Annotated in this window: 23 protein-coding genes; 5 read left to right on the top strand and 18 right to left on the bottom strand. The window is 59.1% G+C overall.

Annotated features, from left to right (window positions below; genetic code table 11):
• Window positions 1-3: 3 nt before the first annotated feature.
• From lspA to murJ, 4 genes are all read right to left on the bottom strand, one after another.
• Entirely contained in the window at window positions 4-504 is a 501-nt protein-coding gene (gene lspA, locus BN1118_RS19045) for a signal peptidase II (RefSeq protein ID WP_043141560.1), read from the bottom strand.
• Window positions 504-3365: an isoleucine--tRNA ligase gene (ileS, locus tag BN1118_RS19040; RefSeq protein WP_043557521.1), complete on the bottom strand. Its 2862-nt coding sequence runs from the start codon at window positions 3363-3365 to the stop codon at window positions 504-506. Before ileS ends, lspA begins: the two co-directional genes overlap by 1 nt.
• Window positions 3365-4339, bottom strand: a complete 975-nt coding sequence (ribF, locus tag BN1118_RS19035; RefSeq protein ID WP_043557520.1) for a bifunctional riboflavin kinase/FAD synthetase — start codon at window positions 4337-4339, stop codon at window positions 3365-3367. Before ribF ends, ileS begins: the two co-directional genes overlap by 1 nt.
• A gap of 171 nt (window positions 4340-4510) precedes the next feature.
• A complete protein-coding gene (gene murJ / locus BN1118_RS19030; RefSeq protein ID WP_043557519.1) occupies window positions 4511-6070 on the bottom strand; it encodes a murein biosynthesis integral membrane protein MurJ in 1560 nt (519 codons plus the stop codon).
• A 191-nt stretch (window positions 6071-6261) separates the two neighbouring features.
• Between murJ and rpsT the strand changes: the two genes are divergently transcribed.
• Window positions 6262-6525 (top strand): 30S ribosomal protein S20, encoded by a 264-nt coding sequence (rpsT, locus tag BN1118_RS19025; RefSeq protein WP_005892298.1) that lies wholly within the window; start codon window positions 6262-6264, stop codon window positions 6523-6525.
• A gap of 48 nt (window positions 6526-6573) precedes the next feature.
• On the opposite strand, the gene BN1118_RS19020 is transcribed toward rpsT, so the two are convergent.
• From BN1118_RS19020 to rppH, 8 genes are all read right to left on the bottom strand, one after another.
• Window positions 6574-6876, bottom strand: coding sequence for an ArsR/SmtB family transcription factor (locus tag BN1118_RS19020; protein ID WP_042869139.1), 303 nt, complete (start codon window positions 6874-6876; stop codon window positions 6574-6576).
• Between the two features lie 49 nt (window positions 6877-6925).
• Window positions 6926-7858: a transcriptional activator NhaR gene (nhaR, locus tag BN1118_RS19015; RefSeq protein ID WP_043557518.1), complete on the bottom strand. Its 933-nt coding sequence runs from the start codon at window positions 7856-7858 to the stop codon at window positions 6926-6928.
• Entirely contained in the window at window positions 7845-8225 is a 381-nt protein-coding gene (locus BN1118_RS19010) for a Rossmann-fold NAD(P)-binding domain-containing protein (RefSeq protein ID WP_209428890.1), read from the bottom strand. Before BN1118_RS19010 ends, nhaR begins: the two co-directional genes overlap by 14 nt.
• Before the next feature lie 20 nt (window positions 8226-8245).
• A complete protein-coding gene (nhaA, locus tag BN1118_RS19005; protein WP_042869135.1) occupies window positions 8246-9436 on the bottom strand; it encodes a Na+/H+ antiporter NhaA in 1191 nt (396 codons plus the stop codon).
• A 225-nt stretch (window positions 9437-9661) separates the two neighbouring features.
• A complete protein-coding gene (thyA, locus tag BN1118_RS19000) occupies window positions 9662-10456 on the bottom strand; it encodes a thymidylate synthase (protein ID WP_043557516.1) in 795 nt (264 codons plus the stop codon).
• Window positions 10453-11280, bottom strand: coding sequence for a prolipoprotein diacylglyceryl transferase (lgt, locus tag BN1118_RS18995; protein WP_042869132.1), 828 nt, complete (start codon window positions 11278-11280; stop codon window positions 10453-10455). The genes thyA and lgt overlap by 4 nt, the downstream gene beginning before the upstream one ends.
• A 67-nt stretch (window positions 11281-11347) precedes the next feature.
• Entirely contained in the window at window positions 11348-13627 is a 2280-nt protein-coding gene (gene ptsP, locus BN1118_RS18990; protein ID WP_043557515.1) for a phosphoenolpyruvate--protein phosphotransferase, read from the bottom strand.
• A gap of 13 nt (window positions 13628-13640) precedes the next feature.
• On the bottom strand, window positions 13641-14168 hold the full coding sequence (gene rppH / locus BN1118_RS18985) for an RNA pyrophosphohydrolase (RefSeq protein ID WP_043141866.1): 528 nt from the start codon (window positions 14166-14168) through the stop codon (window positions 13641-13643).
• Window positions 14169-14901: 733 nt separating this feature from the next.
• Here rppH and mutH point away from each other — a divergent pair.
• Both mutH and BN1118_RS18975 read left to right on the top strand, forming a co-directional pair.
• Window positions 14902-15576: a DNA mismatch repair endonuclease MutH gene (gene mutH, locus BN1118_RS18980; protein ID WP_042869128.1), complete on the top strand. Its 675-nt coding sequence runs from the start codon at window positions 14902-14904 to the stop codon at window positions 15574-15576.
• Window positions 15577-15659: 83 nt separating this feature from the next.
• Entirely contained in the window at window positions 15660-15983 is a 324-nt protein-coding gene (locus tag BN1118_RS18975; RefSeq protein WP_043141863.1) for an isoamylase early set domain-containing protein, read from the top strand.
• A gap of 126 nt (window positions 15984-16109) precedes the next feature.
• On the opposite strand, the gene rplS is transcribed toward BN1118_RS18975, so the two are convergent.
• From rplS to ffh, 5 genes are all read right to left on the bottom strand, one after another.
• Window positions 16110-16457 carry a 50S ribosomal protein L19 gene (gene rplS, locus BN1118_RS18970; protein WP_005313505.1) on the bottom strand — a complete coding sequence of 116 codons (348 nt, stop codon included), beginning with the start codon at window positions 16455-16457 and terminating at the stop codon, window positions 16110-16112.
• A gap of 32 nt (window positions 16458-16489) precedes the next feature.
• The gene (gene trmD, locus BN1118_RS18965) at window positions 16490-17239 is read right to left on the bottom strand and encodes a tRNA (guanosine(37)-N1)-methyltransferase TrmD (protein ID WP_042652118.1); all 750 of its coding nucleotides are present in this window, start codon (window positions 17237-17239) and stop codon (window positions 16490-16492) included.
• A gap of 34 nt (window positions 17240-17273) precedes the next feature.
• On the bottom strand, window positions 17274-17795 hold the full coding sequence (gene rimM / locus BN1118_RS18960) for a ribosome maturation factor RimM (protein WP_043557514.1): 522 nt from the start codon (window positions 17793-17795) through the stop codon (window positions 17274-17276).
• A 24-nt stretch (window positions 17796-17819) separates the two neighbouring features.
• Complete coding sequence (gene rpsP / locus BN1118_RS18955) at window positions 17820-18068, bottom strand: 30S ribosomal protein S16 (protein WP_021141082.1); 249 nt, start codon at window positions 18066-18068, stop codon at window positions 17820-17822.
• Between the two features lie 182 nt (window positions 18069-18250).
• Window positions 18251-19627: a signal recognition particle protein gene (gene ffh, locus BN1118_RS18950; protein ID WP_042038808.1), complete on the bottom strand. Its 1377-nt coding sequence runs from the start codon at window positions 19625-19627 to the stop codon at window positions 18251-18253.
• Between the two features lie 202 nt (window positions 19628-19829).
• On the opposite strand from ffh, the gene BN1118_RS18945 reads away from it, so the two are divergent.
• Window positions 19830-20621 carry a cytochrome C assembly family protein gene (locus tag BN1118_RS18945; protein ID WP_043557513.1) on the top strand — a complete coding sequence of 264 codons (792 nt, stop codon included), beginning with the start codon at window positions 19830-19832 and terminating at the stop codon, window positions 20619-20621.
• 43 nt (window positions 20622-20664) lie between these two features.
• The gene (locus tag BN1118_RS18940; RefSeq protein WP_043140623.1) at window positions 20665-21945 is read left to right on the top strand and encodes an HlyC/CorC family transporter; all 1281 of its coding nucleotides are present in this window, start codon (window positions 20665-20667) and stop codon (window positions 21943-21945) included.
• 31 nt (window positions 21946-21976) lie between these two features.
• On the opposite strand, the gene BN1118_RS18935 is transcribed toward BN1118_RS18940, so the two are convergent.
• Window positions 21977-22444, bottom strand: a complete 468-nt coding sequence (locus BN1118_RS18935; protein WP_042869116.1) for an Rrf2 family transcriptional regulator — start codon at window positions 22442-22444, stop codon at window positions 21977-21979.
• Window positions 22445-22476 lie beyond the last annotated feature (32 nt).

The raw sequence follows: 22476 nt of genomic DNA, 5'->3' as shown, positions 1-22476 counted from the left end.
GATTCATGCCACCTCCCTCTTCTTCTCGGAACGGAAGCCTTCCAGCACTATCATGGCGGCGCCGATGAAGATGAAGCTATCGGCCAGGTTGAACGCCGGCCAATGGGAACGCTGCCAGTAGAAATCGAGGAAATCGACCACGTGGCCAAGCACCAGCCGATCAAACACGTTGCCAAGGGCCCCGCCGATGATGAGCGAATAGGCGATGCCGCTCCAGCGCTGGGTGACCGACTGCTTGCGCAGCCAGTGGATCAGCAGCCCGCAGATGGCAAACGCCAGCACCGCGAAGAACCAGCGCTGCCAGCCCCCCTGATCGGCCAGGAAGCTGAACGCCGCGCCCTTGTTGTAGACGTGCACCAGATTGAAGAAGGGGGTGATCTCCACCCCCGGATAGCCAAACGGCAGCAGCTTGACCACGGCGAGCTTGCTCGCCTGGTCCAGTACGAATGCCAGCACCGCCAGCCACAGCCAACGCAGGCCGCTCTTGTTATGAGTCATGTTCATCAGGCAAATTGACGTGTTTCGCCGTCACCCTCGACGTTGGTGACGCAGCGGCCACAGATCTCTTCGTGACCGGCTATGGTGCCCACGTCTTCCACATGGTGCCAGCAGCGGTCGCACTTGGCGGCGGCGGACTGGGCCACGCTCAGCCAGAGGTCATCGCGCTCGGTCGCAACGGAACCTTCCGGTGCACTGTCAGCGATCACGACCTTGGCCTTGGAGGTGAGCAGCACGAAGCGCAGCTCGTCAGCCAGGGCATTCAGACGCTCGGCCAGCGCAGGCTTGGCGAACAGGGTCAGTTCGGCCTGCAGGGAGCCGCCGATGCGCTTCTCGCCACGGGCCGCTTCCAGCGCCTTGTTCACTTCACCGCGCACGGTCAGGATCTCGGCCCAGAAGGCATCGCCCATCTGCTCGCCGGCATCCAGCCCGAACAGGCCGTCATACCACTCCTCGGTGAACACGAACTCGCTGCGCTCACCCGGCAGCAGGGCCCAGATTTCATCGGCGGTGAAGCTCATGATGGGCGCCATCCAGCGCACCATGGCTTCCACGATGTGATACAGGGCGGTCTGGCAGGAGCGACGAGCCAGGCTGTCTGCCTTGGCGGTGTACTGACGGTCCTTGATGACGTCCAGATAGAAGGAGCCCATCTCGATGGAGCAGAACTGCATCAGCTTCTGGGTCACGCCGTGGAAATTGTACTCGTCGAATGCCGCCACTATCTCGGCCTGTACCGCCTTGGCACGACCCACGGCCCAGCGATCCACCACCACCATGTCAGCCGGAGCCACCATGTCGGTTGCCGGATTGAAGCCGTTCAGGTTGGCCAGCAGGAAACGGGCTGTGTTGCGGATGCGGCGATAGGCATCGGCAGAGCGCTTGAGGATCTCGTCGGAGACCGTCATCTCGCCGGTGTAATCGGTACTGGCGACCCACAGACGCAGGATGTCGGCACCCAGCTTGTTCATCACGTCCTGCGGGCTGACCACGTTGCCGATGGACTTGGACATCTTGCGACCCTGACCATCCACGGTGAAGCCGTGAGTCAGCACCTGGTTGTAGGGCGCCTTGTCTTTCATGGCCACGCCGATCATCAGGGAGGACATGAACCAGCCACGGTGCTGGTCGGAACCTTCCAGATAGAGGTCGGCGGAGTGACCGTTGAACTCGGGACGGGCATCGACCACTGAGGAGTGGGTCGAACCTGAGTCAAACCAGACGTCCAGGGTGTCAGGCACCTTGTCGTACAGGTCGGCGTCGCTGCCCAGCAGCTCGGCCTTGTCCAGATCCCACCAGGCCTGGATCCCGGCCTGCTCGACCCGCTTGGCCACTTCATGCATCAGGCGCACGGATTCCGGGTGCAGTTGCTGAGTCTCCTTATGAACGAACAGGGAGATGGGCACGCCCCAGGTACGCTGACGGGAGATGCACCAGTCAGGACGGTTCTCGACCATGGCCTGGATGCGGTTCTTGCCCCAGGCCGGTACCCAGCCGCTCTGGCCGTGCTGGGTGATCCCGTCTTTCTCGATGCGCTCGATCTCTTCCAGCGCGCGCTTGCGCAGACCCTTCTGTTCCATGCTGATGAACCACTGCGGAGTGGCACGGAAGATGATAGGGGTCTTGTGACGCCAGCAGTGCGGGTAGGAGTGGTTGAACACCATGTGGTGCAGCAGGGCGCCACGCTCGTTCAGCACCTCGACCACGGCCGCATTGGCCTTGAACACGTGCTGGCCGGCAAACAGTTCGGTATCCGGCAGGTAAACGCCGTTGCTGCCAACCGGGTTGGCCACTTCCAGACCGTACTTCTGACCGACCACAAAGTCTTCCTGACCGTGGCCAGGGGCTGTGTGAACGGCGCCGGTACCGGCATCCAGGGTGACGTGATCACCCAGCACCACAGGCACGTCGAAGCTGTAGAAGGGGTGGTTGAAGCGCAGCAGCTCGAGCGCCGCACCCTTGGCATAACCCAGGTTGTGGAACTGCTCGATGCCGGCGCGGTCCATCACGTCCTTGACCAGGTCGGCCGCCAGGATCAGGCGCTCCGGATGCTCGCCATCCACCTGCACCAGGGCATAGTCCAGATCGGCGTGCATGGCGACGCCACGGTTGGCCGGCAGGGTCCAGGGGGTAGTGGTCCAGATCACCACGGAGAGCGGGCCCTTGCCGGTGTGGCCTTCGGCGCAGTCAAACTTGGCGGTAACGGCAGCCTCGTCGACGGCCTTGAAACGCACGTCGATGGAGGGGGAATTCTTGTCGTAGTACTCAACCTCGGCTTCAGCCAGGGCGGAGCCACAGTCGGTACACCAGTGCACCGGCTTGGAACCTTTGTGCAGGTGGCCATTTTCGACGATCTTGGCCATGGAGCGGATGATGTTGGCTTCGGTGCCAAAATCCATGGTCAGGTAGGGATGTTCCCAGTCACCCAGCACGCCCAGACGGATGAAGTCGGTCTTCTGCGCTTCGATCTGGGTCTTGGCATATTTGCGGCACTCGGCGCGGAATTCGGCAGCGGAAACCTTCTCGCCCGGCTTGCCGACCATGCCTTCCACTTTCAGCTCTATGGGCAGACCGTGGCAATCCCAGCCGGGCACATAGGGAGAATCGAAGCCGGAGAGGCCCTTGGACTTGATGATGACATCTTTCAGGATCTTGTTGACCGAGTGACCGATATGAATGCTGCCGTTCGCGTAGGGAGGGCCATCATGCAGAATGAAGGAGGGCTTGCCCGCTTTGGCGCGGCGAATGGCGCCGTAAAGATCCTGATCGTACCAACGTTTCAGCATGTTGGGTTCGCGTTTGGCCAGATCGCCACGCATCGGAAACTCGGTTTCCGGAAGATTCAGGGTATGTTTATAGTCGCTCATCAGTCCTGGGTTCCCTTCTTTTCTAAAAGAGTGCTGGGTAAATTGAATGGTGGCAGCCCGAACCAGGCTCGGGCCGCCAGGGCATCTCGTTCGATCTGCTCTTTCAAGGCGGTGAAAGAGGCAAACTTCTGCTCTTCGCGCAGCTTGTGGCGAAGCAGCACCTTGACCTGTTGACCATATAGATCGCCAGAAAAATCAAATAGATGTACTTCCAATCTGGCTTGTGTACCGCTCAAGGTCGGCCGTACACCCACATTGGCGACACCGGGGAAGGTCTTGCCGGAACATACCACTTCCACCGCGAACACGCCACCAACCGGGATCACCTGGCGTTTGAGCGCCAGATTGGCGGTCGGAAAACCTATGGTGCGGCCCAGCTTGTCACCGTGGGCCACCCGGCCGCTGATGGTATAAGGGCGGCCGAGCATCAGCTCCACCTCCGCCATCCGGCCGGCTTTGAGGGCTTCGCGCACTAGCGTGCTGCTGACCCGCTGGCGTTCGAGCTGGAAACTCTGGGTGCTGATCACCTCGAAACCGAAGCGCTGCCCCGCCGCCTCCAGCAGCTGGAAGTCCCCTTCCCGCCCCTTGCCGAAGCGAAAATCATCGCCGACCACCAGATAGTGCACGCCGAGCTTATCTACCAGCAGTTGCTCGATAAAGGTGGCGGCGGACTGTTCGGCGAAGCGATGGTTGAAGCGCACGCAGAGCATGCGATCGAGCTGCATGCCCCTGAGTGCCTCGTACTTCTCCCGCAGCCGACTGAGGCGGGCAGGCGCTTCGCTACCTGCAAACAGCTCAAGGGGCTGGGGTTCGAACAGCATGACGCAGGCGGGCAGGCCGAGTTGGACGGCTTTTTCCTGCAGGCGTGCCAGCACGGCATGGTGACCCTGATGGACCCCATCAAAGTTGCCTATGGTCAATACACACCCCCGGTGACGGGGCTTGATATTGTGAATACCGCGAATAAGCTCCATCAGTGCCTTGTGCGTTGCTGCCATGGAAATCGGCGGATTATATATCAGCCAGCAGGCAGGGTCAGCCCTCATGGCCCGATTTCAGGCATCCTGGTCAAATTCCGAATGCCGAGCGCCATCAGAGCCACCCCTTGCAAGTTTCACCCGCCCATGGCAGCAGTGTCACTGCGGCTACTGACCCGATCTCAGGTGTCTTGGCCGAATGCCCAGCGCCAGCAGTATGACGCCATACAGGGCCCCGCCCAGACAGAGCAACATGGTCAGCTGCATGCTGGCCTTGCCCATGCCCCAGGCGCCCCATTGCGCGAGATCCGGCGACAGGTAGCCAAGCAGCCCCCCCATCAGCACGGTCGCCACCAGCAGCTTGAGGCAGAAGATCCCGGTATGGCGGGACGGACGGTAGACCGACTGCTGATACAAACCCTTGAACAGCAAGGCCGCATTCAAGGTACCCGAGCAGGCGGTCGACAGCGCCAGCCCCACATAGCCGAGCGGGAAGATGAAGATGAGGTTGCACACCATGTTGGCAACCATGGACATCACCCCGATCCGCACCGGGGTCTTGGTATCCTGGCGGGCGTAGTAGCCCGGCGCCAACACCTTGATCAGCATCAGGGAGAGCAGGCCCGTGGTAGAAGCCAGCAGGCTGGCACTGGACATGCTCACCTCGTGCATGCCGAACTCGCCGCGCATGAAGAGCACTCGCAGTATGGGCTCGCGCAACACGGCTATGCCCACCATGGCCGGCAGGCCGAGCAGCATCACCATGCGAACCCCCCAGTCCATGGTGCGGGCGAAGTCGGCCGGATCCTCATCCACGTGCTTCTTGGCCAGCGCAGGCAGGATCACGGTACTGATGGCCACAGCAAACAGGCCGAGGGGAAACTCCAGCAGCCGATCCGAGTAATAGAGATAGCTGATGGCGCCGGTGGCGAGGAAGGAGGCAAGCATGGTGTTGATCAGCAAGTTGATCTGGCTGACCGAGACGCCAAACAGCGCCGGGATCATCAGGGTGCGGATCTTGATCACCCCGGGATGATGCCAACCCCACTTGGGCCACACCAGCATGTTGATCTGGCGCAGGAAGGGATACTGGAACAGGAACTGCACCAGACCGCCGAGAAAGACACCGATGGCGAGGGCTATCTCTGGCCGCTCCATCAAGGGCGCTATCCACCAGGCCGCCGCTATCATGGTGAGGTTGAGAAACACGGGTGTAAACGAGGAGACGGCAAAGCGGCCAAAGGTATTGAGTATGGCCCCCGCCATGGCGGTGAAGGTGATGAACCAGAGGTAGGGGAAGGTGATTTTGAGCATCAGGCTGGCCAGCTCGAACTTCTCGGCCGCCGGCCCGCCATGCAGCCAGTCCCAGAACCAGCCCCAGCCGAACAGGGCCGTCAGCACGCCCGAGCCCAGCACCCCGAGCAGGGTAACGACGGTGACTATGCCACCGAGCGTACCCGCCACGGCGGCCAGCAATTCGCGCACCTCGCGCTCGTCGCCCTTTTTCTTGTACTCCGTCATTACGGGAACAAACGCCTGGTTGAAGGCCCCTTCGGCGAACAGCCGGCGCAGGAAGTTGGGAATGCGGTTGGCAAAGAAGAAGACGTCTGCGGCCACCCCGGCGCCGAGCAGATTGGCGATGACCACATCGCGAACCAAGCCCATCACACGGGACGCCAGCGTCATTGCGGACACTATCATGCCGGATTTGATCAATTTCTTACTCAAGACGAAGCCTCTGGAACTGTCAGAATGGAAAGAATGCTGGTAGAATCGGCCGACAGTTTAACCGCCTCCCAACAGACACACCACCGGGGGGCGGTGTTTATTTGCACAAATCATTTGACAATATGTGGTTGAGAAGGCATATTTCCGGGCCTTTTCAATACACTCGCTAAGACAGTTTTAGGAGTTTTACCTTGGCTAATATCAAATCTGCTAAGAAGCGCGCGATTCAGTCAGAGAAACGTCGTCAACACAACGCCAGCCGTCGTTCAATGACCCGTACCTATCTGAAGAAAGTAATTGCTGCCATCGCTTCTGGCGACAAAGCTGCTGCCGTTGCTGCTTTTGCTACCGCTCAGCCGATCATGGATCGCATGGCTACCAAAGGCCTGATCCACAAGAACAAAGCTGCTCGTCACAAGAGCCGCCTGTCTGCCCAGATCAAAGCTATGGCTTAATCAGCTTCGGCTGTATAAAGCTAAAAAAACCGGCCTCAGTGCCGGTTTTTATTTATCTGCGCTGCAGTAAAGCTTGTGCAGCAGGGCAATCATTTCGCGCACCTCGTGGCTGCGCAGCGAATAGTAGACCGTCTGGGCCTCTTTTCGCGTCTCCACCAACTCATCCCGCCGAAGCACGGCCAGGTGCTGCGACAAGGCTGACTGGCTCAATCCGAGCACCTCGTTGAGCTCCCCCACCGACAGTTCCCGATCCTGCAGCTGACACAGAATAAACAGTCGTCGTTCATTGGCCAGAGCCTTGAGCAGCGCCACAGCCCGGCTCGCATTCGCCTCCATCTCTTCCAGTTGCATCTCATCCCCTCTCGTCCGAGGCAAGAATCATACTCTGTGACCCGCTGATTTAAAATGCCAGGGTTGCCGGTTGAATCATGGTGAAGTCCTCCCGCCCGGCGAACAGGAAGGAGAAATCACTCTCGCATACCCGTTTTACCGCCGGATGCTGGATCATCCGCTCGGCGAAGATGACGTAATACTCCTCCATCAGATCCTGGGTCTCCCCGATCAGCATCACCTCCTCCCCTTCCAGGATCTCCTCCCGGTAGATGGTGGGGGCCATGAAGATGCCCTGATTGAAGAAACCGAAGGCCTTCATCAGGGCCGCATCGTCGAACTCGCCGAGGATGCTGGGGGAGATGCCCTGCTGCTCGAACCACTGGGTCAGCTGGCGGCCCATGGCGGTACGACGTCCCGGGATCAGCAGCTTGCGCTCCTCCAGACAGGCGGGAAAGGGCTTCTCGGGCAGCGGCGCCTTGCAGAAGAAGCTGACGCCACAACCGCCGAGCCGCTTGGAGAGCAGGCCCGCATGCTGGCTGGAGTCCACCGGGCAGTCGGAGAGGATCATGTCGAGCTTGTGCTCGCTCAGCTGTTCCAGCAGCAGCTCGTGGGTCGATTCGAAGCAGCGCAGGTGGATGGAGCCATCGTTGGGAATGACCGAGAGCAGTACCCGGCTGGCGAGGCGTTTGGAGAGTGCATCGGCGATGCCGACGTCGAACAGTATCTGGCTCTCCTTGCGGTAGTTGACGATATCCAGCATCTCGTAGGAGAGGCTGAACATCTTGTCGGCATAACGGAATACCAACTGGCCCAGCTCGGTGGCCTCGAGGGAGCGCCCCTTGCGCATCAGCAGCTTGCCGCCCAGGCGCTGCTCCAGCAGCTTGATCTGGCCGGTGACTGTCTGCGGGGTCAAGAAGAGGGCTTCCGCCGCCTGGGTGACGGAGCCCTTCTTCTGAGTCATCCAAAAATAGTAGAGGTGATTGTAATTAAGGTGTGACATCCGATGGGGTTCCCGCGGTACGCGGACTCCGGTAGCAGCTGAGTTCAGCCGCCAGAATGTCATACATGTCGCTGATCGAGTCAACCTTGTTTGCGGTGAACTGCGCCTGCAAGTTGGCCTTGAGGCTCACCTTGTCAGGCATCCGCTCGCCGCAGTAGCGCTTGTTGGACTGCTTGACCCGCTCACCGGCCCGGCTGCTCAGGGCCCGCTCGGCGAAGGTCTCACCGAATTGGGCCTTGGCCTGCTTGTCCCCCAGCATAACGGCGCTGTCGACCACCCCGTTGAGATAGGCGGAGCAGCTGCTTGATGCCGCATCCTGCTGACAATCTTCCAGACTGGCCGCCCAGAGCCCCGGGCTCGCCAGCATGACCAAGCCTATCACTCTTCTCATAACCCCTCCGTGCTTTGATCCGCCTCCCGGTTGGGGAGCGACATCCGCAGGGCGAGATAACCGACCACTGCCGCCAGGGTGGATCCCACCAGGATCCCGAGGCGCGAATAGCTGCCGTAATCCAATCCGCCGTGCTCGAACGCCAGCGATGCGATGAACATCGACATGGTAAAGCCGATGCCACACAGTATGCTGACCGCAAAAATCTGCTTGAAGTTGACCCCGCCCGGCAACTGGGCGATGCCCAGCTTGACCGCCAGCCAGCTGATGGTGAACACCCCGAGCGGCTTGCCCACGAACAACCCCAGCATGATGCCAAGAGGGACAGGGCTCAGCAGGGACGACAGGCCTATCCCGTCCAGCGAGACCCCCGCATTGGCAAAGGCGAATAGCGGCAGTATCAGGTAGGCGCTCCAGGGGTGCAGCGAGTGCTCCAGATGCTTGAGCGGCGAGGCATAACGCTTGCCGTTGAGCGGTATCATGAAGCCCACTATGACGCCAGCCAGGGTCGCATGGACGCCGGACTTGAGCACAGCCACCCAGAGCACCAGCCCCACCAGCATGTAAAGGCCGATCCTGTCCTCCCCACGGCGATTCATCCACAGCAGGGTGAGGGTCGCCAGTATGCCGACCGCCAGCGCCGTCAGCGACAGCTGCTGGGTATAGAAGAGCGCTATGATGATGATGACACCCAGGTCGTCCATGATGGCCAGCGCCAGCAGGAACACCTTGAGGCTGACCGGCACCCGCTTGCCCAGCAGCGCCATCACCCCGAGGGCAAAGGCGATGTCGGTCGCGGCGGGGATAGCCCAGCCGGCGCGCGCCACTTCATCCGAGTAGTTGAAGAAGGCGTAGATGAGCGCGGGGGCCAGCATGCCGCCGACCGCGGCTATGGCCGGGAAGGTCGCCTGCACCCGGGAAGAGAGGGCCCCTTCCAGCATCTCGCGCTTGACCTCAAGCCCGACCAGCAGGAAGAAGATCGCCATGAAACCGTCGTTGATCCAGAGCAGCAGCGGCTTGTTGATGTCGAGCGCGGCGATGCGCACCTGCACCGGCGTATCGAGGAATGCCTGATAGCCACCGGCCAGACCCGTGTTGGCCAATACCATCGCCAGTATGGCTGCCATGATCAGAATTATTCCGGAGGCGGCCTCCAGCTGCAGAAACTTCTTTATTACGTTGCTCATGGTTAAATTATCCACAGTATTACTTTGATTTGAGTCTATATCCCATAACAATTAATGGAAAATCGTTTCTTACTGCTGAATACAACGAGAAAACCGAAGGCAAAACAGAAGGTGCCTGCTATAAGCAGGTTTTACTGCCCTCAGGCCCCCTTGATGATGCAATCAATAAAATGAATTTTCAGTTATTTTTATGCATAAAAAAGGCGCCTCAAGGCGCCTTTGACATTAGATGGCGACGGGCGCCTTGATGCCGGGATGGGGGTCGTACCCCAGGATCTCGAAATCCTCGAACCTGTAGTCGAAGAGGGAATCCGGCTTGCGCTTGATCGCCAGCTGCGGCAAGGGCCGTGGCTCGCGGGAGAGCTGCAGCGCGGTCTGCTCCATGTGATTGGAGTAGAGGTGCACATCACCACCGGTCCAGACGAAATCGCCCACTTCCAGATCGCACTGCTGGGCCATCATGTGGGTCAGCAGGGCATAGCTGGCGATGTTGAACGGCAGGCCGAGGAACACATCACAGCTGCGCTGGTAGAGCTGGCAGGAGAGTTTGCCGTCCGCCACATAGAACTGGAAGAAGGCGTGGCAGGGAGCCAGCGCCATCTTGTCCAGCTCGCCCACGTTCCAGGCGGAGACTATGATGCGGCGCGAATCCGGGTTGTGCTTGATGTCATCCACAGCCCGCTGGATCTGATCGATGACGGTGCCATCGGCCGCCGGCCAGGAGCGCCACTGGGAGCCATAGACAGGCCCCAGATCGCCATTCTCGTCGGCCCACTCATCCCAGATGCTGACGCCGTGTTCTTTCAGATAGGCTGTGTTGGTGTCGCCGTTGAGGAACCAGAGCAGCTCATGAATGATGGAGCGCAGGTGGCACTTCTTGGTGGTGACCAGCGGAAAGCCATCCGCCAGGTTGAAGCGCATCTGATGACCGAACAGGGAGACGGTACCGGTGCCGGTGCGGTCGGACTTGACCGTGCCCTCATCCAGGATCTTCTGCATCAGGTCGAGATAAGCCCTCATTGCTTGGCCTCCTTCGCGGCGTTGCCGAACAGCTGAGGACGCTTGTAGGCGACCCAAATCATGATGGCACCGACGATGATCATCGGCATGGAGAGGATCTGGCCCATGCTGATCTCCTGGAAGTAGAGACCCAGCTGGCTGTCCGGCTGGCGCACAAACTCCACCAGGAAGCGGAACAGGCCGTAGCAGAACAGGAACAGGCCTGAGATGGCGCCACGGGGCGGGTTCTTGCGCCAGAACAGGTTGAGGATGATAAACAACACCACACCTTCCAATGCGAACTGGTAGAGCTGGGAGGGATGGCGCGGCTCCGGGCCAGCCTCAGGGAATATGATGGCCCAAGGCACATCGGTGACCCGGCCCCACAGCTCGCCGTTCAGGAAGTTGCCGATGCGACCCACGCCGAGGCCAAACGGGATCAGCGGTGCCACGAAGTCGGCCACGGTGAAGAAGTGGCGCTTGGTCTTGTGAGCGAACCAGATCATGGCGGTGATGACCCCGATCAGGCCACCGTGGAACGACATGCCGCCGGTCCAGATCTTGAACAGGTAGAGGGGATCGGCCAGGAACATGTCGAAGTTGTAGAACAGCACGTAACCGACCCGGCCACCCAGGATCACCCCGAGGAAGCCGTAAAACAGCAGATCGGAGACCTCGTTGCGGGTCCAGCCGCTGTTCGGTGTATCGGCGCGACGCCCCGCCAACCACATGGCGAAGGCGAAACCAAACAGATACATGAGACCGTACCAGCGTACCGATAGTGGCCCCAAACTGAATGCTACAGGATCAACCTGCGAGAAAACCCAATATCCATCGTGCTGCATATGCGGCCCCAGTCATAAGAAAAGCCGCATTTTCCGATCATTCGTCAGCAGGGACAAGGCATGATTATCAATCAGTCTGTTTCGTTTTGTGACCGGCCCGCAGCAAGCCGCCCAGACCGTGCTCTTCCAGGTAACGGGCGAACAGGCCGCGCAGCACGTGAGGATTGTCGTGCTTGAGGCCGTCGGCCATCAGCGCGGTCAGCTCGCTCAGGGTGGATTGACGCAGCACGTACTTGATGCGGGCAATGTTGTGGGTGTTCATGCTGAAGCGCCGATAGCCCATGGCCAGCAGCAAGAGCACACCGACCGGATCGCCGGCCAGCTCGCCGCACACGGAGACAGGTTTCTGGTAGCGATGGGAGGCATCGACCAGCAGTTGCAGGGCGCGGATCACCGCGGGATGGAAGGCATCGTAGATGTTGGCGACGCGGGCATTGTTGCGATCCACCGCCAGCAGGTATTGCGTCAGGTCATTGCTGCCCACCGACCAGAAGTCGATGAGCGGCGCCATCTCGGGCAGTATATAGAGAGCGGACGGCACCTCTATCATCACCCCCAGGCTGGGGTAGCGGATCACCGCATCGCGGCTGGCCGCCTCTTCCGACACCTCTCGCCAGGCCTGATCCAGCAGCCGACGGGAGGCCCTGATTTCGCTGACGCTGCTGATCATCGGCAGCATGATGGCCAGGTTGTCCAGCCCCTCACTGGCCCGCAGCATGGCCTTGAGCTGGACCAGGAACAGTTCGGGGTGATCCAGGGTGAGCCGGATCCCCCGCCAGCCAAGGAAGGGATTTTCCTCGACGATGGGGAAATAGGGCAGCTGCTTGTCGCCCCCCACGTCCAGCGTGCGCATGCAGACAGGACGATTGCGATAGGTTTCCAGGATGCCGCGATAGCGCGCCGTCTGCTCCCACTCGGAGGGGAAGCTGTCCTGCAGCATGAAGGGGATCTCGGTGCGATAGAGTCCGACCCCGTCCGCCAGATGATTGAGGGAGATCTCGGTGTCGGCGCTCAGACCCGCGTTGAGCAGCAAGGAGACAGGAGTGCCGTCGGCGGTTTCCGATGGCTGGTTGTCGACGCTGCGCACCAGGGTATCGAGCGCCCGCTCCTCGTTGAGCAGTTGCCGATACTCGGTCAGGATCACCTGATTGGGCTCGATGAAGAGATCGCCGCTGTAGCCGTCGACGACCAGCATGCGACCGCCTATGTCGCCGAGCGGCAGATCCACCCCCATGATGGCCGCCACCCCCATGGCACGGGCCAAAATGGCGGCGTGGGAGTTGGTGCCCCCCTTGAGGGAGACCACCCCGGTCAGGAATTCCCGCGGCACCTCGGCGAGTATGGTGGCCGTCACCTCGTCGGCGACCAGCACCACGGGCTCGCCGACCGTGATGTGTTCCGGTTCATTCTGCACCAGCCGGCTGATGAGCCGCTGGGCTATGTCCTTCACATCGGTGGAGCGCTCCTGCAGGTAGGGATCCTTCATCCCCTTGAACTGATCGATCAGCCGGTCGCTGATGAGCTTGACCGCCGACACGGCCGTCCAGTGCTCCTTGCTCACCTTGTTGCGAATGGGCTTGATGTAACCGGGATCGTTGAGCAGATGCAGATAGATGTCGAAGATGGCGACAGAATCCTGGCTGTAGCTCTCGCGAAACCGCAGCGCCAGACTCTCCAGATCGTGGCGAACCTCTTCCACCGCCACATTCAGTCGCTCCAGCTGCTTGGCGTGCTCCTCGTCCTTGCGCGGAGTGATAGAGCTGAGCTCCTTGCGGGGCCGCCACACCCAGGCCTTGGCCATGGCAATGCCGCTGGCTCCGGCGATACCGCGCAGCGGCTTGCTCCAGTCGGTCTTCTGCAACCACCCCTTGGCCTGCGCCTGGGCGATGCGGGCCGCCAGCTGGGCCGCCAGCGTGACCATGAAGGACTCCTCCCCCTCATCGAAGAGGCGACTTTCCTTCTGCTGCACCACCAGAATGCCCACCACCTGGCGCTGATGCATGATGGGGGCGCCAAGGAAGGAGCGAAATGCCTCTTCGGCAACATCGGGCAGGAATTTGAAACTGGGATGGGAGGGGGCATCGGCCAGGTTGATCAGCTCTTCGCGCTGACCCACCAGACCGACTATGCCCTGCTCGAATGGCAGGGTCGCCTTGCCCACCGCCGACTCGGCCAGACCATCGGTCGCGGCAAGCCGGTAGCGGCGCATGTCCGGTTCAGAGACATAAACGGAACAGCAGTCCACCATCATGGCCAGCCGGGTCTGGCTGACCAATGCCTGCAAGGCCAGCTCCAGGGTGTTGGCTTCGGCCATGCTTTCGACGATGCGTCTGAGTTCCGTCAGCAACTAGGTGTGCTCCTTAGCGAGAGCGGTTGCGCCGCCCATCTTTCCGATTAACTTGCACCACAGGCACTGGCATCGCCAGCGGAGCAAACTCCTTCATCACCCGTCGATAGACTTCTCGTTTGAAGGAGACAACCTGGCGTACCGGATACCAGAAGCTGACCCAACGCCAATCATCAAACTCGGGGTGGCCATGACAGCCGAACTGGATCCTGGACTCCCTGCCCGGATCCAGCTGTAGCAAGAACCATTTTTGTTTTTGGCCAATACAGACCGGTGAACTGTCCCAACGAACAAGACGTTTTGGCAAGCGGTACTTCAGCCAGTTGCGACTGGTGGCCATGATGGTCACATCCTCGGGCTTGAGGCCTATCTCCTCATACAGCTCACGATACATGGCCTGCTCAGGCGTCTCACCGTCATCAACCCCCCCCTGCGGAAACTGCCAGGAGTGCTGCCCATAGCGCTTAGCCCACAATACTTGCCCGTCACGGTTACAGATCACGATTCCGACATTGGGACGAAACCCGTCGCCATCTATCACGTGATCACCTTATAAAGGCTGAATCTATAAGGAGATTGTTCCACATTCACCCCGTGGCAGCAAACAAGGACTGCAATCCCTCACTCATGAATAACTTTCAATTTCAAGCCGACTTATAAACAAACCCGAGGATCAAGCCTCGCAAGTTGCCCACCCAGACTGTGCATAAGCCTGTGAGCAAGCGGGTATATACAGTAGTTTTGTTTATCTTCTCTACTCAGGACATCAGCATACAGCATGGTGATAAAAACTAAATATGTATTTAAATACATGATGTTAAATGCAGAGTGCTGGATCAAGATCCATGTCTTTCCCGGCCGGAGATCCGGGATCCCGATTGTGAACAAGTTCGGCTGCTCAAAGATCCACCACGACTAATTTATCCACAGGAGTGGCACACTATCTGCCCTGTCATCACAGTAAAAATCGGTGTAGTTTCACATTTTTTTGTAACAACACCCCGACTATCACCACTTTGAGCCAGTTATCCAAGATTTCTGTGGATAACTGTGTGCAACAGCATGAGCAAACCCTTGGACAACTATTTCAAGTCGGGATCCTGCGTGGGAATGATCGGTACAACAAAGACAAATCCGTTAAAAATCATTATGATAAGTGCTTACACACAAAAACGCCCACCCCGTGCAACCCCTCGGCAGGATCGGTTATAAAAACAGCGATCCTCACCAGGGATCAGACTTGCTAGAATAATCCCCCTTTGTAGGAGTCATTCATGCCCACCCAGCCCCAGTCCGAGCAGGAGTTATTGAGCCGAGCCCATGCCATGGCGGGCTTCACGCTGGCACAGCTGGCTGCCGATGCCGGCCTCGCCGTCCCGCGGGATCTGAGGCGGGACAAGGGCTGGGTCGGTCAGCTGATCGAATGGCAACTGGGCGCCAGCGCCGGCAGCAAGCCGGAGCAGGACTTCCCCGAACTTGGCATAGAGCTCAAGACGATCCCCATAGATCCTCATGGCAAACCGCTGGAGACCACCTTCGTCTGCGTGGCGCCGCTGATCGGCGTCAGCGGCCAGCGCTGGGAGCAGTCGAATGTGCGCAACAAGCTCTCGCGGGTGCTCTGGATCCCGGTGGAGGGCAGCCGCGACATCCCGATAGGCGAGCGCCGGATCGGCATGCCGCTGATGTGGAGCCCGAATGAGGAGGAGGATCGGCTGCTGCGTCAGGACTGGGAGGAGCTGATGGACATGATAGTGCTGGGCGAGGTGGAGCAGATCAGTGCTCGCCACGGCCAGGTGATGCAACTGCGCCCCAAGGCCGCCAACAACAAGGCGCTGACCCGTGCCATCGGTCGCAATGGCCAGCCGATCCTGACCCTGCCACGGGGCTTTTACCTCAAGACAGGCTTCACCCACGACCTGCTGCAACGCCACTTTGCCCTGCCCCTTTGATCTCCGTTATAAACATCCTTGTCATAAAGTGATATAAAAATAGCCAGAAGCTATTTCTTCGCAATCAATGACAAGGAGGCGTCATGCCGATCAACAAGCAATTCCTCAAGTCCCGTCCCGAGGTCAAGGTGACCTTCGCAGTGGAAAAAGTGGCCGCAGGTGAGGCTGAACAGGTACTGCTGCTGGGGGAATTCAGCCAGTGGCAACCCATAGAGCTCAAACGGATGAAGAGCGGGGAGTTCAGAACCACCCTCAACCTGCCCACCGATGGCCCCAGCCATTTCGAATACTGCTACCAGCTGGTGCAACCGAACGGGGAGACTCACTACGATAACGACTGGGAAGCGGACGACTATGTGCCCGGCCCCTTCGGACGTGACAACTCAGTGGTGCGGGTCAGTCAGTAGGCGACCAGAACACTGACACGTCTGGCCGGCACCCGAATTGCAGACACAAAAAAGGCTCGCCATTGGCGAGCCTTTTCACTACCTGTCGAGCTTTTCGCCGACATACCGACACCAATTCGAATCGAATTAGTTGAGCTTCTCTTTGATACGAGCAGCTTTGCCGGACAGGTTGCGCAGGTAGTACAGTTTGGCGCGGCGAACATCACCACGACGCTTCAGTTCTACACTGTGGATCAGCGGAGAGTGAGTCTGGAATACACGCTCAACACCTTCGCCGTTGGAGATCTTGCGAACGGTGAAAGCAGAGTGCAGACCGCGGTTACGCTTGGCAATAACGATGCCTTCGAAAGCCTGCAGACGCTCTTTGCCACCTTCTTTAACACGAACTTGAACACGTACGGTGTCGCCCTGGGCAAATGCCGGGATGTCGGTACGCAGTTGCTCTTGTTCAAGCTGCTGAATAATCTTGCTCATTGTCTTTCCTTACCTAGGATAAACTGAAAACTCTACTTAACGCTGTCACGCACTTCGCGGACATACTCGGCAAGAAGTGATTCTTGCTCGTCAGTCAGAGCTAGGTTGTTAATAAGTTCCGGCCTTCTTTGCCAGGTTCGTCCGAGCGACTGTTTGAGACGCCAGCGTCGAATCACTTCGTGATTGCCGCTTGTCAGCGCCTCTGGCACCGCCAATCCATCCAACAACTCCGGCCGAGTGTAGTGGGGATGATCCAGCAAGCCATCCGTGAAGGAGTCCTGCTCGGCACTGGCCTGATCGCCCAAAACCCCGGGGACCAGACGCGAAACCGCATCGATCAGGGTCATGGCAGGCAACTCGCCACCACTTAACACGTAATCACCGATAGACCACTCTTCGTCGACTTCGGTTTGTATCACGCGTTCATCGATACCTTCGTATCGACCGGCTACCAGAATCAGTTTCTGACTCGTCGCCAACTCGGTTACGCCAGCTTGAGTCAGCTTGCGTCCCTGAGGAGAGAGATAGATGACTTTCGCCCCGTCTCCCGCCGCTTGCTTGGCTGCATGAATCGCGTCACGCAGCGGCTGAACCATCATCAACATGCCGGGCCCACCACCATAAGGACGATCGTCGACCGTACGGTGTTTGTCGTGGGTAAAGTCCCGGGGGTTCCAGCACTCAATCTGCAGCAGGCCACTCTTGACGGCCCGACCCGTTACCCCGTGCTCGGTAATGGCTCGGAACATTTCCGGGAAGAGGCTAATCACCCCAATCCACATAAGAAACCTCCGGCACTCGTGTTACCGCGGGAAACTAGAAACCAGGATCCCAATCAACTTCGATTGTTCGAGCAGTCAGATCAATATGCTTGATCACCTGCTCTTCCAGGAACGGAATCAACCGCTCCTTTGCACCAAAGGCATCTTTTACATTGGCCTCAACCACCAACACATCGTTGGAGCCGGTTTCCATCAATTCGGTCACCTTGCCCAGGTCGTATCCCTTGGTGGTCGATACCGAGCAACCAATCAGGTCACGCCAGTAGAACTCACCTTCAGGCAACGCAGGCAACAGATCGGCGGGAACGCCAATCTCGACATTGGTCAATACCAGGGCATCTTCACGCAGATCGATACCATCGATCTTGCAAATCAGACCCTTGTTGTGACGCTTCCAGGCCGAAACCTTGAGTTCACGCCACGCCCCGTTCTGATTGATCAGCCAGGGGTTGTAATCGAAAATCGCTTCGGCAACATCGGTGAAGGAGTTCACTTTAAGCCAGCCCTTGATGCCATAAACGGTACCCAGGGTGCCCAGAACTATAGGTTTTTCCACCTTAACTCCTTACCGTTGGGCTGATTAAGCAGCTTTGGCAGCGTCTTTGATCAGCTTGGCAACGCGGTCAGAAACAGCGGCACCAGTAGCAACCCAATGCTCGATACGAGCCAGGTCCAGGTTCAGCTTTTCGGCAGAACCAGAAGCAACCGGGTTGAAGAAACCAACGCGCTCGATGAAGCGACCGTCACGGGCGCAACGGCTGTCAGAAACTACTACCTGGTAAAACGGACGCTTTTTCGCGCCACCACGTTGTAAACGAATGGTTACCATATCGTCCTCATTAACATCTAATGAACAAGGCCCGCAAACACGCGGACCCTAGCTTAAAATAAGCCGCGTAATTTTACTTGGATTCGTAATAATTGCAACCAAGCCAGCCATTTTTTGCACAAGGCTCACAATGAAAAGGGCCCACCTCTGGTGAGCCCCTGGCCTGGCTGAAACGGTCAGGATCAGAAGGGACCGCGACCGCCACCGAATCCTGGCGGCAACATGTTCTTCATCTGCCCCATCATCTTGCGCATGCCGCCCTTGCCGGACATCTTCTTCATCATGCGCTGCATCTCGGTGAACTGCTTGAGCAGCTTGTTCACGTCCTGCACCTGCATGCCGGACCCTGCGGCGATACGGCGCTTGCGGGAGCCCTTGATGAGGTCGGGATGGGCACGCTCCCTGGGCGTCATGGAGCTGATGATGGCCTCCATCCGCACGGTCAGCTTGTCATCCATCTGATCCTTGACGTTGTCCGGCAGACCGGACATGCCCGGCAGCTTGTCGAGCATGCCCATCATGCCGCCCATGTTGCGCATCTGGGCCAGCTGTTCGCGGAAGTCTTCCAGATCGAAGCCCTTGCCACTCTTGACCTTGTTGGCCAGCTTGGCGGCTTTTTCCTTGTCGACATTGCGCTCCACTTCCTCGATAAGCGACAGCACGTCGCCCATGCCGAGGATGCGGGAGGCGAGACGATCCGGATGGAACGGCTCCAGCGCATCTGTCTTCTCGCCCATACCGATGAACTTGACCGGCTTGCCGGTGATGTGGCGCACGGAAAGCGCGGCACCACCGCGAGCGTCGCCGTCCGCCTTGGTGAGGATCACGCCGGTGAGCGGCAGCGCCTCGTTGAACGCCTTGGCGGTGTTGGCGGCATCCTGACCCGTCATTGCGTCCACCACGAACAGGGTCTCGATCGGCTTGATGGTGGCGTGGAGATGGATGATCTCGTCCATCATGTCGCTGTCGACGTGCAGACGACCGGCGGTATCCACTATCACAACGTCATAGAACTTCTTGCGCGCCTGATCGATGGCGGCGGTGGCGATGTCGACCGGTTTCTGGCTGGCATCGCTCGGGAAGAAATCGACGCCTATGTCACTCGCCAGCGTCTCCAGCTGCTTGATCGCCGCGGGGCGATAGACGTCGGCACTGACGACCAGCACCTTCTTCTTGCTGCGCTCTTTGAGCAGCTTGGCCAGTTTGCCGACCGTGGTGGTCTTACCGGCCCCCTGCAGACCCGCCATCAGTATGATGGCCGGCGGCTGGGCGGCCAGGTTGAGCTGCTCGTTGGCCTCGCCCATCACCGAGACCAGTTCACCGTGCACTATCTTGATGAAGGCCTGGCCCGGACTCAGAGACTTGGCCACTTCCTGGCCGACCGCCCGCTCCTTGACGCGAGCGACGAAGTCACGCACCACCGGCAGGGCGACGTCCGCCTCGAGCAGCGCCATGCGCACTTCGCGCAAGGTATCCTTGATGTTCTCTTCGGTCAGGCGACCGCGCCCACTGACATTGCGCAAGGTGCGCGAGAGTCGTTCAGTCAAATTCTCAAACATGACGGATTCCGGTTCTTGGCGTAATAAATTGGGGGCATTATAACCCAGAGCGGACGCGAGGACGATTATTCACCGCACGGTAGCAATGGGGACCTGCTCCCTATATATGGGCAGATCGGCGGTAGCACAACTGGCGAGCACATCTTGTGCAAGGTATACTGCCTCTCCTATTCCCAACTGCCTGTTCAACAACGACCTGGTTATGATCGTGATCTCTGTTCTGGCCCTGGCCTTCTATCTGCTGGCCATCATCGCCTCGCTGCACCTGCTGCTCAGTGCCAAACCTGTGGGGCAAGCTCCCCTGTTTGCCTGTATCGGACTGGCCCTGATCGGGCACGGCACCGCCGTGGCCGGCGAAGTGCTGGTGACCCATTCAGGCCAGAACCTGAGCATGCTCAACGTCGCGTCCCTGGTCAGCCTCATCATCAGCTGCTTCATGACCTGCGTCACCCGCCGCTTCAACGGCTGGATCCTGCTGCCCGTGGTCTACAGCTTCTCCGCCCTGCTGCTGGCCGCCAGCGCCCTGATCCCGGGTCGCTATATCACCCATCTGGAGGCCCATCCCCAGCTGCTGCTGCACATAGGGCTCGCGCTGATGGCCTATTCGGTGCTGATGATCGCCTGCCTGTTCGCGCTGCAGCTCGCCTGTCTAGACAGGCAGCTGAAGTCCCGCAAGATCAGTCAGTTGCCTGCCATGCCGCCCTTGATGACGGTGGAGAAACGGCTGTTCCAGCTCATCTCGGCGGGCCTGTTTCTGCTGACCCTCTCCATCGCCTCCGGCCTCTTCTTTCTGGAAGACATGTTCGCCCAGGGCAAATCCCACAAGGCGATCCTCTCGATCCTGGCCTGGTGCGTCTACGTGCTGCTGCTGTGGGGTCATCACACCCGTGGCTGGCGCGGTCGCAAGGTCATCACCCTGAGCCTGATCGGCAGCTTCATCCTGACCCTGGCCTACTTTGGCAGCCGCTTCGTCAAAGAAGTCCTGCTGAGCTGATACTCACCCCCCTTTACTCACCCAGCCCCCACAGGAGCCCTTCTTGGACAGCATATCAACGAGCACATTATTGATTGTTCTCGTTATTTTGATCCTCTTGTCTGCTTTTTTCTCAAGTTCTGAAACCGGCATGATGTCGCTCAACCGCTACAAGCTGCGGCATCTGGCTCAAACCAAGCACAAGGCTGCCCGTCGGGTAGAAAAGCTGCTGTCCCGCCCGGATCGTCTGCTGGGCCTGATCCTGATCGGCAACAACCTGGTCAACATCCTCGCCTCGGCCATCGCCACCATAGTCTGCATCAGGCTGTTTGGCGCCTTTGGGGTGGCCATCGCCACCTTCGGCCTGACCCTGATAGTACTGGTGTTTGGCGAGGTGACCCCCAAGACCCTGGCGGCCATGTACCCGGAGAAGATCGCCTATCCCGCCTCCTGGATCCTCAAGGGGCTGATGGTGCCGCTCTACCCCTTTGTCTGGCTGATCAACGGCATCACCAGCGGTCTGCTCAAGCTGCTCAGGCTCCATCCCAACAAGGATGACTCCCTCAACACCGAGGAGCTGCGCACCATAGTCAACGAGGCGGGCAGCCTGATCCCCCAGCGTCATCAGGAGATGCTGCTCAGCATTCTGGATCTGGACAAGATGACGGTGGAACACATCATGGTGCCGCGCAGCGATATCTACGCCATCGACATCAACGATGACTGGAAGACCATACTGCGTCAGCTGGCCCACTGTGCCCACACCAAGATCCTGCTCTACCGCGACAACATCGACGATGTGGTGGGCTTCCTGCACGCCCGCGATGCGCTGCGGCTGATGGCCAGGGATCAGTTCAACAAGTCGAGCCTGCTGCGGGAAGTGGACGAGATCTACTTCATCCCGGAAGGCACGCCGCTCAACGTGCAACTGGCCAAATTCCAGCGCAACAAGGAGCGGATCGGCCTCATAGTGGATGAGTACGGGGATATTCAGGGGTTGATCACCCTGGATGACATACTGGAAGAGATAGTGGGCGACTTCACTACCTCCATGACACCGGCGCCCAGCGACGAGATCCACCCCCAGCCGGATGGCTCGTTTCTGGTGGAGGGCTCGGCCAGCATTCGCGAGCTGAACAAGGAGATGAGCTGGCGGTTGCCCATCGACGGGCCCAGAACCCTGAACGGTGTCATCCTGGAATACCTGGAGGAGATCCCCCAGCCCAACATCAGCCTGCGGCTCGCCGGCTATCCCATCGAGATTCTGGAAGTGGAGAACAACATGGTGAAGATGGCGCGGATCATGCCGGATTTATACCGCAACGAGTCGGGATTCGAAGATTGAAAAAAGGCTGCCGATGGCAGCCTTTTTTATCTCACTCGCTCTCCTCGTCCGGCTCCAGCACCAGGGTCGGGATCAAGTCGCCGAACACCTTCTGCAGCTCCTCGCGATTGGCCAGCAGGTCTTGCAGGGTATAGCTGTCCATCACTGCCAAAAAGGCGTTCATCGCCTCCTTCAGGGCATTCTTCAACAAGCAGACAGAGACTATGTGGCAGGCGGGCGAGTTGCAGTCGATGCCGTCCAGATTGCCCTCCAGCGCCCGGATCACCTGGCCGATGTTGACTGTCTCCGGCGCGCAGGCCATGCGGATCCCGCCATTCTTGCCACGCTGGGATTGCAGATAGCCCAGCTTCACCAGTTGATTCACCACCTTGACCATGTGGTTGCGGGAGACGCCATACAAGGCGGAGACCTTGGCCACGCTCGACAGTTCGCCCTGTGGCAGGGTCGCCAGATAGAGCAGGGCTCTCAATCCAAAATCGGTATAGCTAGTTAGTCTCATAGTGCCTGTGTCGCATAATGCGGAAAATTGAT

The organism is Aeromonas bestiarum (assembly GCF_000819745.1).
Classification (GTDB): domain Bacteria; phylum Pseudomonadota; class Gammaproteobacteria; order Enterobacterales; family Aeromonadaceae; genus Aeromonas; species Aeromonas bestiarum.
Note: the sequence above shows the minus strand (reverse complement) of the source record. Positions and strands in the feature narration are given on the sequence as shown.